Origin of the sequence: Mariniflexile sp. HNIBRBA6329 (assembly GCF_043558645.1) — a bacterium.
Lineage (GTDB): Bacteria > Bacteroidota > Bacteroidia > Flavobacteriales > Flavobacteriaceae > Mariniflexile.
The window spans coordinates 90785-109867 of record NZ_JBIFXS010000011.1 but is presented as its reverse complement, the minus strand read 5'-3'; the positions used below and the strand labels follow the sequence as shown (position 1 = coordinate 109867).

Here is a 19083-nt window from a genome sequence, read left to right as displayed (position 1 = left end):
GCAGGCAAATATTTAATTTTTGAGAAGATACATTAATGACAGTTAATGGCACTTGAAACCGTTTCATGCACTGGAGCTGGTGAGATATAAGGAATACCTAAGCTTAAGCCCCGAAGAATAAACAAAACTCCTATAAGAGCCACAAACACAGGTATCACTTTTTGGATGCGCTGTTTTGCTTTACCTTTCAAAAACTTACCAAGATAAATAGCCGAAGTCATTAACGGCATGGTTCCCAATCCAAAAAGTGCCATATACAAACTGCCCTGAACGGCGTTTTGCATGGTTAAGGATGCAAATACCGCCATGTAAACCAAGCCGCAAGGGAGAAATCCGTTAAGAAAACCAATAGTTAAAAAAGTATCGGCGGTTTTCTTTTTTAGAGCTTTACCTAAAGCCGATTTAACTTTAGATATAATGGAATAAAGCGGTTTTGAAAAATTGTATTTGTTGAATGTTTTTGTTGGCAGCAGTACAACAACAATCATTAAAACACCTATAATGATGGAGAGTTGTTGTTGCATTCCGAAAATGTAAAGACTTTTGCCTACCAAGCCAAAAAACATTCCTATGAAACTATAGGCCAATAATCGCCCTAAATGATAGGTAGCTATTTGGCTTATTTTTCGAAAAGAATGACTTCTATCTACTGGCAACATGAATGCAATTGGCCCACACATACCCACGCAGTGAAAGCTGCCTAATATGCCAAATATGAATGCCGACCACAACATTTAATAAACAATTTCTTTTTTGTACAAATAAGCTTCGCCGTTTACTTTCCAATCAACCTTCAAATTCCAACGACCTTCCAACAAACGCTTTTCTGTTATTAAAAAAGTATGATTTGATAATTGAATGGCTGTTTCAAAATCCAACAGTTTATTGGAGGGTCTGTATAAAGATATTGTTCCTGTAATATCTTCAGGTTTAAAGTTTTTCGGAAACTCAATAAGCAAACCTTCGGAAGTGCGTTTCCAAACAACATCCTGCTTTAAGGTTTGTGAATGAATTTCTTTGTTTATAGCATTTTGAAACTCCAATTCTTGACCATAATAATTATCAATAACCAAGTCGTGTTCATACTTTTTGTTGGTACTCATTGTAATAACAAAATACAATATAAAGCTGATAAAGGCTATAAACGCCACTACAATACCTGTTCCCCAATTGAATTTCATATACTTTGTTTTTTAGTTTTATTTAATTTACTTGTAACTACGTGGACCTAAAAAGTTAACTGTGGTTGTTTCAATTAAATCTTTCCCACTATAAACCTCTATCATGAGTTTATTTTTATCACCTTCCAATTCACTTTGCGGCAATTCTATAAACAGTGTTCCTTCTGCAAGTCCTTGTGCTGGCACTATAAATGTTTTTTCCGTTGAAACAATTTTAATTGTGCCTTTATATTTTCGCAATTTAAAACTGATATCGATAATATCTTTAGTGGTTTTATTAATCAATTTATAAGTGAATACGTTGCTTATAATATTATTGTCTTTATGCTCGTATAACTGCCCTGGCAAACGGAGCACTCTAGCTTCCACATCATTTCTTAACAAAAGCATGCCTATTAAAACCCCTGTAAGAATGAGTAATACAGCGCTGTAACCTTTTAATCTAGCTGTAAACTCGAATTTCTTTTTCTCCTCAATATTTTCTTCACTGGCATAACGTATTAATCCTTTTGGAAAATTAACACTTTCCATAATGTGGTCGCACTCATCAATACATGCGGTACAATTTACGCATTCCAACTGTGTACCATTTCTAATATCAATACCTGTAGGGCACACATTCACACATTGATAACAATCTATACAGTCTCCAAAACCAAGCGCTTTCCTATCTTCATTTTTTCTGAATTTTTTTCTGCCTTTTTCAGCTTCCCCACGCTTGTGGTCGTATGCCACTACAATCGATTTGGTATCCAGCAACACCCCTTGCAATCTCCCATAAGGACAAGCTATGATGCATACCTGTTCGCGAAACCAAGCAAAAACAAAATAAAATACGGCGGTAAAAATCAATAGTGATATTAAAGTACTTAAATGGCTAAAAGGCCCTTCTAAAATGTATTGAATAACTTTATCTCCTCCTATCAAATAAGCTAAAAACACATTGGCAATAACAAATGAAATAACCAAAAATAGAAACCATTTGATGCCTCTCTTTTTTATTTTATCAGCATTCCAACCTTGTTTATCCAAACGTATTTGCGCACCTCTATCCCCTTCTATCCAATATTCAATGCGCCTAAATACCATTTCCATAAAAATGGTTTGTGGACAAATCCATCCGCAAAAAATACGTCCGAATGCAACCGTAAATAAGGCTACAAAAATAACCCCAATAAGCATGGAAAGCACAAACAAATGAAAATCTTGAGGCCAAAATGGAAAACCGAATATATTAAATCGACGGTCCAATATATTGAACATCAAAAATTGATTACCACCAATTTTCACAAATGGTGCCGCCAATAAAAACAGCAAAAGCACATAACTAACCAATTTTCGATAGTTATAAAACTTACCACTTGGCTTTTTTGGATATACCCATGCACGTTTCCCGTCATTCGTTATCGTGCCAAGAGAATCTCTAAAGCTTTCGGTATCTGGTATGCTCATGGTTCTAATTACCTTAAAAGGTTTGTTGTAAACAATCTAAATAATTTGTGCTACTTTTTATATATCTAAAAAGTCCATTTAAATAGATGTAATAGTGTCTTATTCAGTTAATGTAACTGTAGAATCCACTTTTATGATATTTTCATTAATTTCAGAAGGGATTTGCAAGTCTTTCACCTGATCTGTGGACCATATATCACCTTCTGGAGCTTTTGGATTTGCTGGGATTGTTCCGTGTAATGTGAGTACATAGCTTGCCACTTGAGCAATTTCTGAAGGTTTTAAGCTTTGCTTCCAAGCAATCATCCCTTTTCCGGAACGCCCTCCTTCTGATATGGTATGGAACACATTTTTAATGCCTCCACCTAAAATCCAATGCTCATCTGTAAGGTTAGGCCCTATACCACCGCCTCCATCTGCCATATGGCAAGCTACACAATTGGTTTGAAAAATTTGTTTACCATTTGCTAAATCGGCAGCATCAGTTAAAACTACAACTGTATTGTAATCTACTAGATCTTTTGCGGTTTTTTTGTATTCTTCAAGCTCTACTTTTGCTTGTTCTAAAGTTACCTGTAATTCATCATACTGATTATTACCATTAAAGACATGGTAACGCAACATATAAATAAAAGCGAATGCAATTGAAGCATAAAAACCATATAACCACCAAGGTGGCAAATCGTTATCCAACTCTTTAATACCATCGTAATTATGGTCTAAAATAATTTCGCCTTCAGCCTCTATAGGTTTAGAACCTAATAACTTCTTGTAAGTGTTTTTTACCCATAAAATGATTTTAGGCGTTTGTTTTTTTTCAGACAAATACGATGCTTTTCCAGCTTCATCTAAACTTTGAAACAAAATATTTTCTAAAGCATTTACAATTATTTCAATAGCTATCAAAATTAGAAGCACCAATAACAGGAACAACATAATTATTGGATACTTTAGAAATGCAGGCTCATTGCCCGAATCTATACTATATTCAATGCATCCAAAAATTGCAAAGAACACTAATGGAACTCTTATATATGATGGAAGTATACGTCTCATAATGTCATGTCGTTTTGGTTATCTAAAGGAATGTTACTCATTTTGTTGACATAGGCTTTTTTAGCTGTTACAACCCACCAAAACAAGCCTACAAAAAATGCAAAGAATATTAATAATGAGATGATTGGATAGATTTCTATGCCATCAATACTATCCATATAGTTTTTGACAAATTTTAACATGGTCTATTCGTTTTGCGTGACTTTTTCTTCTAAATCTTTAACTTTAATATCGGTACCCAAACGTTGTAAGTAAGCTATAATGGCAACCACTTCACGGTTACGCATTTCTACAAAACTTGCACCTCCATTTTTCTTGTCGTTTTCATAACTATTGGCAAAATCTGGATCGGAATAAAGATTTTTTTCAATTTGTTCACCTTGTTCTGCCATGCTTTTTTGGGCATTAGCAATATCAGCATCTGTATAAGGCACACCTAAAGACACCATCACCTTCATCTTTTTTTCAGTTTCAGATTTATCCAATTCATTAGTCACTAACCATTTGTAAGCAGGCATAATAGAACCACTGGATGTGCTTTGCGGATCGTAAAGATGGTTCAAATGCCAGTTATCAGAATATTTAGCTCCAACCCTATGCAAATCGGGTCCTGTGCGTTTACTTCCCCAAAGGAAAGGATGGTCGTACACATATTCCCCTGCTTTGGAATAATCACCATATCGTTCTACTTCATCTCTAAAAGGACGCACCATTTGTGAATGGCAACCTACGCAACCTTCGCGGATATAAATATCACGACCTTCTAATTCTAAAGGCGTATAAGGTTTTACGCTAGAAATAGTTGGTATATTGGATTTTACCATAATGGTTGGTACAATTTGAATGATACCACCAATAAGTATGGCTATGGTAGCTCCAATGGTTAACTGAATTGGTTTTCTTTCCAACACTTCATGCCAACCTTCTCCTGCAGCACGTTTTTTAGAAACTTTTTGAAGTGCAGCAGCCTCAGCCAATTCATCGGTTACCTCACTGCCTCGTTTCATGGTTACCACTACATTATAAATCATGACAAACACACCAATTATATATAATGAACCTCCAATGGCACGCATCCAATACATGGGCATAATTTCAGTAACGGTTTCCAAGAAGTTACCATATACCAACGTTCCGTCAGGGTTAAATTGTTTCCACATACTAGCTTGTGTAAAGCCCGCAACATACATAGGAAGTGCGTACATGATGATACCCAATGTGCCTATCCAGAAATGTAAATTGGCCAATTTGTTTGAATATAATTTTGTTTTGAACAAACGTGGTACCAAGAAATAAACCATACCAAAGGTTAAGAACCCGTTCCAAGCCAAAGCTCCAACATGTACGTGAGCAATAATCCAGTCAGTGTAATGTGCAATAGCATTTACATTTTTTAACGAAAGCATTGGACCTTCAAAAGTTGCCATACCATAACCAGTAATGGCTACTACCATGAATTTCAATACGGGATCTGTGCGAACTTTATCCCAAGCACCTCTAAGAGTTAATAAACCATTGATCATACCTCCCCAAGAAGGCATCAAAAGCATAACAGAAAAGGCAACACCTAAATTTTGGGCCCACTCCGGTAAAGCGGTATATAATAAGTGATGGGGACCTGCCCAAATGTAAATGAAGATTAACGACCAAAAATGAACAATGGATAAGCGATATGAGTAAATAGGTCTATCAGCAGCTTTAGGTACAAAATAGTACATAAGGCCTAAAAACGGAGTCGTTAAGAAAAATGCCACGGCATTATGCCCATACCACCACTGTACCAAAGCATCTTGCACCCCTGCATATACCGAGTAACTTTTCATACCACTAACAGGCAACTCCAAACTATTAAAAATATGCAATACAGCGACCGTTACAAACGTTGCGATATAAAACCAAATAGCCACATACAAATGGCGTTGGCGACGTTTAAGAATGGTGGCAATTAAATTCCAACCAAAAACAACCCAAATTAAAGCAATGGCTATATCTATAGGCCATTCCAGTTCAGCATATTCTTTAGATGATGTGTAACCCAATGGCAACGAAATGGCCGCGGCAACAATAATTAATTGCCAACCCCAAAAGTTTATATTACTTAACACATCACTTGCCATTCTAGTTTTAAGCAAACGTTGTGTAGAATAATAAACCCCTGCAAAAATAGCATTTCCTACAAAGGCAAATATAACGGCATTGGTATGTAAAGGACGTATGCGGCCAAAACTCAACCAAGAAATACCATCTGTAAGGTTAGGAAACAAAAATAGAAATGCCAGTAATAAACCTACTAACATTCCAACAACGCCCCATAACATGGTGGCCATAAGAAATTTTTTGACAATTTTATTGTCGTAATAGAACTGTTGTACTTCCATAATAATTAAATGGTCTTTTTTGGTTTTACGGTTACTTTTGTTTGGTCTTTAACAAGTTCGTCTTCAAAAAGCATACGAACCGAAGGCGTATAGCTATCATCGTATTGCCCTTTTTTAACAGCTATTATAAAAACAGCAAAAAAGAAAACTGCAACAACTACACTAATGGTTAATAAAATATAAATAGCACTCATTTTTTATTCTGTTTACGATGTAAAACTACTATGGAGCTTATTTTTAAAATATGATATATGTCATGTTTAACCTATTTGGAATTATTTTAATTTCCTGCAGTACCAGTTGGTGGATATGGTTGTAAAAACTACAACACTAATAGAACTTAAAGGCATTAAAATAGCAGCTATAACGGGTGCCAACTGGCCTGTAACCGCAAAATACAACCCAACAACATTGTACATTAGCGACAATAAAAAACTCCATTTTATTATTTTAATGGCTGCTTTTGAAGCTTTGATATAATCGTACAACTTATTGAATTTTGAAGCTTCCAAAATAGCATCGCAGGCAGGCGAAAACACATTAACATTTTCAGAAAGCGCAATACCAACATCACTTTGTGCCAACGCGCCAGCATCATTTAAACCATCACCTATCATCAAAACTTTAGCACCTTCTGACTGGTGGTATTTAATATATTCCAACTTATCATTCGGTTTTTGATTGAATATCAATTTGGTTTTTGATGGCAATAACTTCTTTAGGTTATCGCGTTCACCCTCATTATCACCTGAAAGAATCACCAAATCATAATCTTTTTTCAGTTTGTTAAATAGTTTAGACAATCCTTTTCTATAACTAGAGTGAAATACAAACTTTCCTTTGTATTGGTTATTGGCACTAACAAAAACTGAGGTATCCAATACCGCTATCGCTTCCATTTGACCAACAAATTTTGAAGACCCCACCTTTATACTATCGTTAAGATATCTGGCTTCTATACCATGCCCCAAATGCTCCTCAAAATAATTGAGCGTTACAATGTTGTGTGCATCCAATAAATTGTAAAGCGACCTACTCAGCGGGTGGTTAGATCCTCTTAATGTGTTTTTAAGAAGGATTTCTTCAGCAGTTGAAAGTGTTTCACCTTCATAAACTACCTGATTTTTTTTACTGGATGTAATGGTTCCTGTTTTATCAAAAATAAGGGTATTGATGCTTGCCAACTGCTCTATAACGGTGGCGTTTTTTAAATAGAATTTAAGTTTCCCGAAAATTCGCAGCACATTTCCTAAAGTAAAAGGTGCCGCCAAAGCAATGGCACATGGGCATGCAATAATTAATACCGAAGTGAATACATTTAAGGCTTTTGAAGCATCTACAAACAACCAAAAGGCAGTTGATATAAATGCAATTGAAAGAACCGCAATGGTAAAACGTTTACTAATAACATTAGTTAATGTTGTGAAACTTTTAGCATCGGTTTGGTTAAAAACATCGTTGCTCCAAAGCTGGGTAAGATAACTTTGCTCTACCGTATGCAGTACTTCCACCTCAATAACACCCGTGGTTTGCTTTCCACCTGCAAAAAGTTTATCTCCCGATTTTTTAATAACGGTTTCCGACTCTCCTGTAACAAAACTATAATCGATAGATGCATTTCCATGTATTAAAATACCATCTACCGGGATAAGCTCTTCGTTACGTATTAATAAACGATCGCCTTTTTGAATATCATATACTTGAATAGGGGTTTCTTTTCCATCGGTATCAATTTTAGTAACCGCAATAGGGAAATACGATTTATAATCTCTTTCAAAAGACAAAAATTGATAGGTTTTTTGCTGAAAGAATTTCCCCAGAAGCAGAAAAAACACCAACCCTGTAAGGCTATCAAAAAAGCCCGAACCAATATTGAGTATAATTTCAACCGAACTTCTTACAAATAACACGGCAATTCCCAACGCTATGGGCACATCGATATTAAGGATTTTAGAACGCAGCCCTTTATAGGCGGAAATAAAATAATCCCAACTGGCATAAAAAACAACCGGCAGTGAAAAGAAAAACATCAACCATCTAAACAGGTGCTTGTATTGTTCCAACCAAAATTCACCCACCTCAAAATACTCTGGAAACGATAAAAACATCACATTACCAAAAGCAAAACCTGCAATGGCAACTTTGTAAACCAAAGAACGATTTACGGCCGTTTTTCCTGTTTTATAATCTTCCAACGAAATATAGGGCTCGTAACCTATGCTGCTTAAAAGCAAAACAACATCTTTAAGTGCACAGTTTGAGGCTTTATAAGTAACCCGCACCTGCTTTTTTCCGAAATTTACTTGAGATGCGTTAATATTAGCATTGAGCTTGTTAAGGTTTTCCAAAATCCAAATACAGGAACTGCAATGAATGTGTGGAATGTACAGCGTTACAATTTGCGTGTTTCCATCGTTAAATTCGGTAAGTTTCTCGATGATATTCGGTTGTTCTAAAAAATCGTACTTACCTGCTATGTCCTTGGGCGTTGCTCCAGGAGCCGATTGCAAATCGTAATAACAGCTCAAATCGTTTTCAGAAAATATCTCATAAACCGTTTTGCAGCCATAACAGCAAAATAGTTTATCGTCAAAATTTACAATTTCATTTTGACAAGAATCTCCGCAATGAAAACAGGTTTGGTCTGTCATAGTTATTTAAAATTCTAAAGTTTTGCAAAGGTTGATAAGATATACCATGGATAAAATGATATATATCAGATTTGACAATGAGCCTTATAGTTTCACTTTTAAGAAACCTATTTTTTAGGCAACTGATGTTTGAATTTTTGAAAGTGCTTCAATTTTAGAATGAATTTGCTGAAGTACTATTGTGCTTTTATCTAACTCATTTAAAATATCTTTTTTGGCATTTTTGAATATATCTTTTAAACTACCGAAGAGTTTTTGATAATACTGAACACCTTCCTTCATATTAGTAGTAAAGGTCAATAAGTATTTTTCGTCTTTTTTGTTCATGGAATCTTTTACTTCTTCCAGTTTCGCTTTAAGATATTCTAAATAAATATTCAATTCTTTAACAAATAGATTGGGACGATCGGTTCGCGTAATCATGTTATCACGACCATAAATATGATCGGTTATGTTTTTTAAGCTCATGATTTTAGAATAGTACGCCATGTTTGGACCTGGGCAAATGGAAACCCCTGCTCCTTCTGTTTTAGTATCTAAATCATATGCCAATAATGCGGAAGTACCAAGGCCCACACAGGTACAAGATTTCTCTACAATTTTATTAAACTTACTTTGATATATTTCTAAACTTAAATTTTGAGCATCTAACTCTTTTATTTTATGGTGTTGGTATTCTCTAGATGCGGTGCAAACACCGGTTTCTTTAAACTCTTTATTTAAAGCAACAAACTTTTTAGGGCAGGAACTACCTGGTCTTCCTTTGTTGATTAAATTTTCTTTCTCAGCATCTTTAGTGTTATTTCTAAGATTATTAAAAGGCACACCTAATGGTGAAATATCACTTAAATACAAATCTTCTTCCTTGGCGTTTACAAGTTTACTTAAAGTTAAATCGTCTACCGTGGTCGCTTCTGGAACCAACAAAAATGGTGTTCCCCAGCCAACAGAATCTAAATTGTAATAATCCATTAAAAAATTGTGCTCTTCCTCTGTGCCAACACCTCCTTGCGCTGTAATTTTTAATGGTAAGATATTTTCTGGTACGGGTTTTTGCTTATTTACTAGTTCTTGTATAAACAAATCGTACGTAGAAGCAATCAATTCATCTCTCTTTTCTTTAAATTCAGCTAAAACAGGCCCTAAAAGATACCCATCGGTAGCAAAGGCATGTCCACCACAGTTTAGTCCTGATTCAATTCTATATTCAGATACCCACAACCCCTTTTTTGCTAGAAACTTACCTTGAATTAAAGCAGACCTATAATCGCTAACCTTTAAAATAATTTTCTTTTTAATTACCCCATTTATATCGGGATAAAAGGCATCAAATTGTTCTATGTAACTGTACAATCTAGGGTTCATTCCTGCCGAAAGCACTACTGAGGAACACAGTTTACTGTTGGCATAACCTCGAAGTGCCGCATGCGCATCATTATATTCTGATGATAATTTAACTCCTTTTACATAGTTTTCCTTATCTACCTTTGTCATAATATTGACATCAATACTTCCCTTTTTTAAGTTTTTTGTTGCCCACTTTTTTAATTCTGTAAAATTAAAACCGTTCTCTGTTAGCTTTTTAAATTCTAATTTTAGTATGGATTGTTTTGGCAACATATCTATATATGCCTTTAGTTTTGCTTCATTTTCTTTTGTTACATTTTTTAAAGCTTCAAAGTTTTCATCACATAAATCACTAATTAAATTTAGATAGGACGTAATTCTTTTTGCTCTAAAATCTTCAATCTTATCGCTAATCTCTTTAAAAGGAAGTTTGTGTTTTTCGCAGTACATTTTCCTTAATTTCTCCAATAAAATATCATCTACCAAAGAAATTACCGAATCTATACCGTATTGTGCTACCTTTAAAGGCGTGTCTATAGTAAATCCTATTCCCATTACTGGAATATGGAATGTATGTGTATTTTTCATAAGCTTAAATATCTAACCGATACTATTTTACGGAATTAATTGGCAAATGTATTGATAGCAATTATTTAAGAATATGACAATTATCATGTTACACTAATTTTATTTTTTCTTATGATTGCTAAGTTAATCTCTTAGCAATTATATTTTTTAACTTAACGTTCAGTTCAATTTGGTAATTCCACATCTATATATTTACACTAGAAAATTTGATAGTTAAAAAAGTGGTTACCTTTAGTAAGGCTATTTAAAATCTGGAAACCCTTTAAAAATCAGTGCTTAAAGTTTTTTTTATTTTGCCCATTTTAAGCGCATAGAACAGTTACCCTAACACATTTTAGGTCCAATTCTATTAAGGGTTCCAGGATATCATGTTTCCAAAAGGCTCTAAATTTTTACTAAAAAATGAGGAACTCAGAACCATTAAAGTCAACATAACTTTTGATCTAAAAAATTCATTTAAAGATGATTACATCAATAAAAAGAAAAGAACCAAATTGAGTCTCATTTAGTAGAGCGAACAGAAAAATGTAGAACCCTTTTATATCAGAATTAGATAAGCTTGATCAAATAATTTAACTATTCTTCTACAATACTAATCGCATAACCACCTGCCTCGACACTTTTTAGTGATATATTTGATTTGCTTGTTACTTTCATCTTTTTAATAGTGTATGCCTGTGGGTTGGTTTTATAATTGGCATCTTTGGCATCGGCATAAACCGTTGCAACATATGTTTTTCCTTTATCTAAAAAGTCTAATGAAATATTGGATTCTCTATTTTGCTTTCCGTTTACATTTCCAATAAACCAATTGTTTGTGCCTTTTGCTTTTCTTGCAATGGTAATATAACTTCCCGGTTCGGCTTCTAAATACAAACTTCTATCCCAGTCTAACCCAACATCTTTTATAAACTGAAAAGCATCTAAAAATCTATTATAATTCTCTGGTAAATCGGCTGCCATTTGCAATGGACTGTACATGGTTACATACAATGCTAATTGGTTAGCGATGGTACTATTTACATGCGATTTATTATCCGAATTTAATTTACTTATGTCCATTTCAAAAATTCCTGGAGTATAATCCATGGGGCCGCCTATTAAACGCGTGAATGGTAACACGGTAACATGATTTGGTTTCGAGCCTCCAAAAGCTTGATATTCGGTACCACGCGCCGCTTCATTTCCTATTAAATTTGGGTAGGTTCTGGCAATTCCCGTAGGCCTAACCGCTTCATGAGCATTAACCATAATCTTATAATTAGCAGCTTTTTCAAGAGCATACTGATAATGATTGATCATCCATTGGCTGTAATGGTTTTCACCCCTTGGCAAAATATCTCCTACGTAACCACTCTTTACAGCGTTATAACCGTGATCTTTCATGAACTTATATGCTTCATCTAAATGCCTTTCGTAATTTCTAACTGAAGATGATGTTTCATGATGCATAATCATTTCTACACCTTTAGATTTGGCATACTCTTGAATTTCATCGACATCAAAATCTGGATAAGGGGTTACAAAATCAAACACATAATCTTTAGAATGCCCATACCAGTCTTCCCAACCAACATTCCATCCTTCAACCAAAACACCATCAAAACCATGTAATGCAGCAAAATCAATTAATTCCTTAACATGTTTATTATTTGCACCATGCGTTCCATTAGGTGTGGCTTTATTATAATTGGTAACTCCTAATTTTACTGCTTTAAAATCGTTGGTATATGCCCAAGAGCTTTTACCAGTAATCATTTCCCACCAAACGCCAACGTATTTAACCGGTTTAATCCATGAAGTATCTTCTATGAGACAAGGTTCATTTAAATTATAGGTTATTCTTGATGCTAAAATATCGCGCGCATCATCGCTAACCATAATGGTTCGCCATGGCGTATTCGCTGGTGCAATCATATAAGGTTTTACACCCTGTGAATCTGGAGTTAACCAGGCATTAAAAATGAAGTTTTCATCATCCAATTCAAGGTGTAAAACTGAAAAATCAATAAGTGCTGCCTCATGGATATTAATATATAATCCTTCATCGGTTTTCATCATTAAGGCTGTTTGAACTCCAGTTGATGAAAATGATTTTTGCGATAGGTTTTCTGTTATAGATTTATTCATTAAACCGCGTATTTCTGAAAGGCGCGATTCAGTATAATCATACTCCTGTGTATCGTAATCGCCTGGAATCCAAAAAGCATTGTGGTTGCCAGTCATCGCGAACTGCGTTTTCTCATCTTCAATAACAAAATGATTTAAATTGGGTTGTTCAGGAAACTCATAACGAAACCCTACACCTTCATTAAATACTCGAAAACGAATATTCATAACGCGCTGTGTAGTTGTTTGATTTAAACGTACCAGTAATTCATTATAATGGTTTCTAATTTCACTTTCTTCACCCCAAACTGGTTTCCAGGTTTCATTAAAAGTTGCTGTTTCACTATCTAAAAGTTCAAATCCTTTATTAAGATTTTCGGAAGCCTTAAGTGTAAATCCAAGCTTACTAGATTTAATTACTGTCTTGTTTTTATAAAAAACTTTATAGGTCGGTTCTCCTTCTGAATTTATTGAAAATTCCAAAGAAATATTTCCCCCAGGTGAGGAAACTTGCTGTGCTTTTACACCGAAAATTGTTAAAAGGGTATATAGCAATAAATACTTTTTATGCTTCATTTTTATGGTTTTATTTAGTTAGATATTTTTTATTTGCTGATTAGAATTTTGAATTCCCAAGGTATCAAAGTCATGTTTGCCCCTTGTTGATAATCAACACTAGTATTTGATTTAAAATCGACATAATCGCCATGTATAGGAAGCTCAAAAGCGTGTTCTTCTTTTGAAAAATTACCTATAAACGTAATTTTATCTTTTTTATTCGTGCGTTCCAGAAACAATATATTTGCGTTTTGAGTCTCCAAAATCTTCAATGCTGCCGATTGTTTTCCTCCATTTAAAGCAGGGTTGCTATTTTTTAAATTACCCAACGCACTTAACAAGTCCCATGCTTCACCTTTGGTTTTAGGGATGGAATCTTTTTCAAAAAACTTTAATCGATAATCTAAACCGTATTCCTGTCCGGAATAAATTAGCGGCATTCCAGGCATTACATAGCTTAAGGCTGTCATTAATTTTGAAGCATCACCAAGTCGCTCTTTAACCGTTCCATTCCAGGAATTTTCATCATGATTCGTTACAAAATTCATTAAAATATCATCGGCTTCATACTTGGTTTTATTTTTATCAATATATTTCTTTAAATCGTTTAATTTCATTTTCCCTTTAGCCATGTCATTCATAATATGATGAAATTCCCAACCGTAAGCCATATCAAAAAGACTGTCTTTCATTAACTCAGGTTGCCAAGCTTCAGCTAACATAAAAATATCTTTCTTGGCTCTTAATTCTGGAATGGCCTTAGCCCAAAAATCGGTAGGCACATTGCTTGCCACGTCGCAGCGAAATCCATCAATATTTTCCTCTGTTATCCAATAACTCATATCGGCAATCATTTCTTTTCTCAAATCTTGATTATCGTAATTAAGGTCTGCTACATCTTCCCAACCCCACGATTCGCCAGTGTCGGGATTAATTGGGTCTATTATTTCTCCCTTATCATTTTGCGTGTAATAATCTGGATGCGTGGTTATCCACTCATGATCCCAACCAGTATGGTTAGGCACCCAATCTAAAATGACATAAATACCATAATTGTGGGCTGTTTTTACAAGTTTTCTAAAATCTTCAATAGTTCCAAATTCTGGATTTATCTCCGTGTAATTAGATACAGCATAATAACTTCCAAGCATTTTTTTGCGTTCGGCTTCATCCTTTAATTTATAGGCGAAATCTCCACCAGTTGCTTTTCTTTTGGTTTCTGAAATTGGAAATACCGGCATCAACCAAATAATTTTAACTCCCAATTCTTTTAGCTGTGGAATATCTTTAGCAAAGGCATCAAATGATCCGTCTTTAGAATACTGCCTTATATTGGCTTCATAAATAACTGCCGATTCTAAAACGTTATTATCAATTGGACTTAAAACGCTTAATTCCTGAGCTACATCAACCTCCTGTACAGCCTCTTTTTTCTCATTTTTACAGGAAATAAACAGCATTAATACAGGCACGAATAACATTAATTTTTTCATTGTAATTATATTTATTAATTGTGAATTTTAGTTGAAAACAAACTAATTCCGTTGGGGTTTACTGTGATTTTATCTCCCCAAATACTTAATTCTTCATTTATAATATTTTTGATTTGTCTACCTTTCAAACCAAGTTCGTTAAAAGTTACTGTTTGTAAACTAACCTCGTTACTTTTATTTAAAATAACTATAACAACCTCATCTTCGAGTACTCTAAACAAGGCATAAACACCATTTTCAGGTGCAAAATGAATGGTTTTACCTCCATGAATGGCTTTGCTATGTTTTCTGTAATTCATTAATTGTTTTACATACAGCTGCATATCTTTTTGCGAACTTGTTAATCCTTCACCAGAAAAAGCATTAACAACATCACCATCCCATCCGCCTGGAAAATCTGTTCTTATTAAACCATGATCTCCTGGGTTGATAGAATCATTAATTAAAATCTCGGTTCCGTAGTAAAATTGGGGTATTCTAGGCAATGTAAACATGTAGCCTAATGCCATTTTTACTTTATCGACATCTTCATGTAATTGTGTACTAATTCGACTCATATCATGATTATCGGGAAAAATTAAAAGGTTTTTTGGTGATGCATAATTAAAATCGTTTGCCAAACCTTCATACATCTTAACTAAACCGTTTTCCCAACTTTCATCTTCGTTTAAAGCATTCACAATTTGATGCTGCATAGCAAAATCCATTGGAGATTTTAAATTAGAATCGTAACCATCTCGGTTTTTTGCTCCTTCCTGCCAATACCCAATAAGTAATGGATTCGTACTCCATTCTTCTCCTACAATTGAAAAATTTGGATATTCGGCCATAATTGCACCTGCCCATTTGCTCATAAAGTCTTTATCGGAATACGGGTAAGTATCTTGGCGAATGCCTCCCAATCCTGCAGTTTCTATCCACCAAATACTATTTTGTATAATATACGTTGCCATAAACGGATTTTTTTGATTTAAATCCGGCATGGATGCCACAAACCAACCATCAATCATATCCTGTTTGTCTCGCGTTGAAGCATATAAATCTTGATTAGTGGTGCGGCGATGGTTAGAGTTTTTTAAGTTTTCTTTGTTTTCAAAGGTTTTTTGTTGATTTAACCAATCGGAAAATGGTAAATCTTTCATCCACCAATGCTCAGACCCACAATGGTTCGCAACCTGATCCATAATAAGCTTTATACCTTTTTTACTAGCTTTTTCAGACAATTCCAAATACTCTTCTAAACTTCCAAAACGTGGATCAATTTCGTAAAAATTGGTCATTGCATAGCCATGGTACGAACTATTGGACATATTGTTAGTTAACAACGGACAAGGCCAAATGGCAGTAAATCCAAGGTCTTCAATGTAATCTAAATGATTGGTAATGCCTTTAATATCTCCACCATGTCTGGCATAATCATTTGTTCTATCGATGGTTTTCTCTAATAACGTTTCATTAATATCGTTTGAAGCGTCTCCGTTTGAAAATCTATCGGGTGTAATTAAATAAATAGCATCTGTACTATTAAAACCTATATAGGCTTCTGAAGGCTTCACTCTGGATTTAAGCTCGTAAGTTTGACGTTTAATCTTTCCATTTTCAAACTTAAAAAGGATATTGAATTTTCCTGGCTGCGTCTGTACATCGATATGTAAATCGATAAACAAATAATTAGGACTTTTTGCATTATGAACTGCTGAAATAGTTACTCCAGGATATTTAATTTCTGGTTTAGACCTCGAAATAACGGAATCCTTAACCAATAATTGTATGTCCTGATTTTTAAATCCTACCCACCAATTTAAAGGCTCTATACGTTCTACATCGTTGTGAACTTCGGTACTTACTTCGATATCAGATACTACTTTTTTCTCTTTTCCTAGATTATTGCATGCCACATTGAGCACGCCCAATAAAAGCATAAACAGCAGTAATTTAAAGCTACTTATTGCTATTTTATCTCGAAACATTCTCATAATTATTAGGTTTAAGAATCCTTACTGTATCATTAATTTCAATTTGTAAAGTGTCATGACCTTCCAATTCAAAAGTCGTGTCTTGTTGAGTAACATGAACCTTTAAAATTAGATTTCTAAAGTTTATTTTAAAAGAGTACCCCTTCCATTGCTTAGGTATTTTAGGTGTAAACGATAGTTTATTATCTTTTACTCGCATACCTCCAAAACCTTCAACAATACTCATCCAAGTTCCTGCCATAGAGGTGATATGAAGTCCTTCGTGAACCTCCTTATTATAATCATCTAAATCTAAACGAGACGTGCGTAAATAGAACGTATAAGCCTGCTCCATGCGGTCTAATTTAGCAGCCTGAATACTATGCACACAAGGTGACAAAGAGCTTTCGTGAACTGTAAATGGCTCATAAAAATCGAAATGACGTTCTAATTCCTGTTGCGTAAACTGCTCTTCAAAAAAGTAGAAGCCCTGCAATACATCGGCTTGTTTAATATAGGGTGAACGTAAAATACGATCCCAGCTCCATTTCTGATTAATAGGTCTTTGCGAGGTGTCTAAATTAGCCACAGTAATCAAATCTTTATCTAGGAAACCATCTTGTTGTAAATAAACCTGATGTGTTTTTGAATATGGGAAATACATATTATCGGCTACGTTTTTCCATGCGTCAATTTCAGAAATAGATAGCTTAACTTTGTTCATAATTCTTATATAATCTGAACTATACTCCGCTTCTACTTTCTTAATATTTTCTATGGCATATTGGATACACCATTGTGCTAAATAGTTGGTATACCAGTTATTATTTACATTGTTTTCATATTCATTTGGTCCCGTAACGCCAAGAATAACAAATTTATTTTTACTTTTTGAAAAGCTGGCGCGCTGATGCCAGAATCGTGCAATACCTATAAGTACTTCTAGACCTTTTTCAGGTATATAACTGTAATCGTTTGTGTAACGGTAATAATTGTAAATAGCAAAAGATATAGCCCCATTACGATGAATTTCTTCAAAGGTAATTTCCCACTCGTTATGGCATTCTTCCCCATTCATGGTCACCATTGGATATAAAGCCGCACCACTTGTAAAACCTAATTTCTCAGCATTTTCAATAGCACGCTCTAAATGATTGTAACGATACTCCAACAAACTCCTTGCTACACTTTGGTTCTTGGTTGCCATGTAAAACGGTATGCAATAGGCTTCGGTATCCCAATAAGTACTTCCGCCATATTTCTCGCCAGTAAAGCCTTTCGGTCCAATATTCAATCGGGAATCTTTTCCTAAATACGTTTGGTTTAATTGAAAAATGTTAAAACGAATACCCTGTTGTGCCTTAACATCACCTTCAATGGTTATATCGGCCATATCCCAAATGTTAGTCCAGGCCTTTTTTTGATTTTCTAGTAAGCCAGAAAACCCGATTGTTTTTGCTTGTTTTAATACTTTCTTAGCCGCAACAGTTAATTCAGATTTATCGTGATTACAATCAACGGTATAGCCACCAATTTTTTCTATGGAAAAAGTTTCTCCTTGTTTTATATTATGAAAATAACTGAATATAATAGAATTTGAAGTCGATTCAATTTCTGGAGTTATATCTACTAAACTATTATTTATAAAAACCTGAGATTCCATAAAAGTGCAAGTATGAAATGCTGTTTTCATGGTTTTAGCGTCAATAAATGCTTGATTATTATCATGATTTACACTTAGAACATCCCAAAATTTATCATCCCAATTGGTGTCTTCATTAGTGATTCCAGCATCTAAATACGGAGAAAATGTAATGGTAGCATCTGTGTTTAGAGGAGTAATCTCATATCGAATAGCGCCAACTTCATCTAAATCCAAACTTAAAAAACGCTTCGTTTTCACGGCAACCTGAACATCGTTTTGAAGCGTCGCCTTAAAACTTCTGGATAGCCAGCCTTCTTTCATATTAAGTTCTCTTCTAAAACCCTCAATACCTTTACAGGTAAACAAGTCCAAAATTTCGTTATTAACTTTTACGTTTATACCTATCCAATTTGGGGCATTTAAAACTTTTGCAAAGTATTCAGGATAGCCATTTTTCCACCAACCTACACGAGTTTTATCTGGATAATACACGCCAGCAATATAACTACCCTGAAATGTAGATCCAGAATACTGTTCTTCAAAATTGGCTCGCTGCCCCATCGCACCATTCCCGATGCTAAACAGACTTTCTGATGACTTTACGCGACTTGCATCAAAGCCTTCTTCTATTATAGACCATTGATCTGGTTTTATATAATTTTGATTCATT

Annotated in this window: 13 protein-coding genes; all 13 read right to left on the bottom strand. The window is 34.6% G+C overall.

Annotated features, from left to right (window positions below):
* Positions 1–32: 32 nt before the first annotated feature.
* Positions 33–734, bottom strand: a complete 702-nt coding sequence (locus ACGK9U_RS12455) for a sulfite exporter TauE/SafE family protein (RefSeq protein WP_394466709.1) — start codon at positions 732–734, stop codon at positions 33–35.
* Positions 735–1181: a FixH family protein gene (locus tag ACGK9U_RS12450; RefSeq protein ID WP_394466708.1), complete on the bottom strand. Its 447-nt coding sequence runs from the start codon at positions 1179–1181 to the stop codon at positions 735–737.
* 27 nt (positions 1182–1208) lie between these two features.
* Entirely contained in the window at positions 1209–2633 is a 1425-nt protein-coding gene (ccoG, locus tag ACGK9U_RS12445; RefSeq protein WP_394466707.1) for a cytochrome c oxidase accessory protein CcoG, read from the bottom strand.
* A 99-nt stretch (positions 2634–2732) separates the two neighbouring features.
* Positions 2733–3689 (bottom strand): cbb3-type cytochrome c oxidase N-terminal domain-containing protein, encoded by a 957-nt coding sequence (locus ACGK9U_RS12440; protein WP_394466706.1) that lies wholly within the window; start codon positions 3687–3689, stop codon positions 2733–2735.
* A complete protein-coding gene (locus ACGK9U_RS12435) occupies positions 3686–3871 on the bottom strand; it encodes a CcoQ/FixQ family Cbb3-type cytochrome c oxidase assembly chaperone (protein ID WP_394466705.1) in 186 nt (61 codons plus the stop codon). The genes ACGK9U_RS12440 and ACGK9U_RS12435 overlap by 4 nt, the downstream gene beginning before the upstream one ends.
* Positions 3872–3874: 3 nt before the next feature.
* Positions 3875–6067 carry a cytochrome-c oxidase, cbb3-type subunit I gene (ccoN, locus tag ACGK9U_RS12430; RefSeq protein ID WP_394466704.1) on the bottom strand — a complete coding sequence of 731 codons (2193 nt, stop codon included), beginning with the start codon at positions 6065–6067 and terminating at the stop codon, positions 3875–3877.
* Positions 6068–6072: 5 nt separating this feature from the next.
* The gene (gene ccoS, locus ACGK9U_RS12425; protein ID WP_394466703.1) at positions 6073–6261 is read right to left on the bottom strand and encodes a cbb3-type cytochrome oxidase assembly protein CcoS; all 189 of its coding nucleotides are present in this window, start codon (positions 6259–6261) and stop codon (positions 6073–6075) included.
* A gap of 81 nt (positions 6262–6342) precedes the next feature.
* On the bottom strand, positions 6343–8718 hold the full coding sequence (locus ACGK9U_RS12420; RefSeq protein ID WP_394466702.1) for a heavy metal translocating P-type ATPase: 2376 nt from the start codon (positions 8716–8718) through the stop codon (positions 6343–6345).
* A 114-nt stretch (positions 8719–8832) separates the two neighbouring features.
* Positions 8833–10653, bottom strand: coding sequence for a hypothetical protein (locus tag ACGK9U_RS12415; protein ID WP_394466701.1), 1821 nt, complete (start codon positions 10651–10653; stop codon positions 8833–8835).
* Between the two features lie 576 nt (positions 10654–11229).
* Positions 11230–13338, bottom strand: coding sequence for a glycoside hydrolase family 97 protein (locus ACGK9U_RS12410; RefSeq protein ID WP_394466700.1), 2109 nt, complete (start codon positions 13336–13338; stop codon positions 11230–11232).
* Positions 13339–13367: 29 nt separating this feature from the next.
* Entirely contained in the window at positions 13368–14813 is a 1446-nt protein-coding gene (locus ACGK9U_RS12405; protein ID WP_394466699.1) for an alpha-amylase family glycosyl hydrolase, read from the bottom strand.
* Positions 14814–14827: 14 nt separating this feature from the next.
* A complete protein-coding gene (locus ACGK9U_RS12400; protein WP_394466698.1) occupies positions 14828–16789 on the bottom strand; it encodes a glycoside hydrolase family 13 protein in 1962 nt (653 codons plus the stop codon).
* Positions 16770–19082 carry a glycoside hydrolase family 65 protein gene (locus ACGK9U_RS12395; protein ID WP_394466697.1) on the bottom strand — a complete coding sequence of 771 codons (2313 nt, stop codon included), beginning with the start codon at positions 19080–19082 and terminating at the stop codon, positions 16770–16772. The genes ACGK9U_RS12400 and ACGK9U_RS12395 overlap by 20 nt, the downstream gene beginning before the upstream one ends.
* Position 19083: the final 1 nt, after the last annotated feature.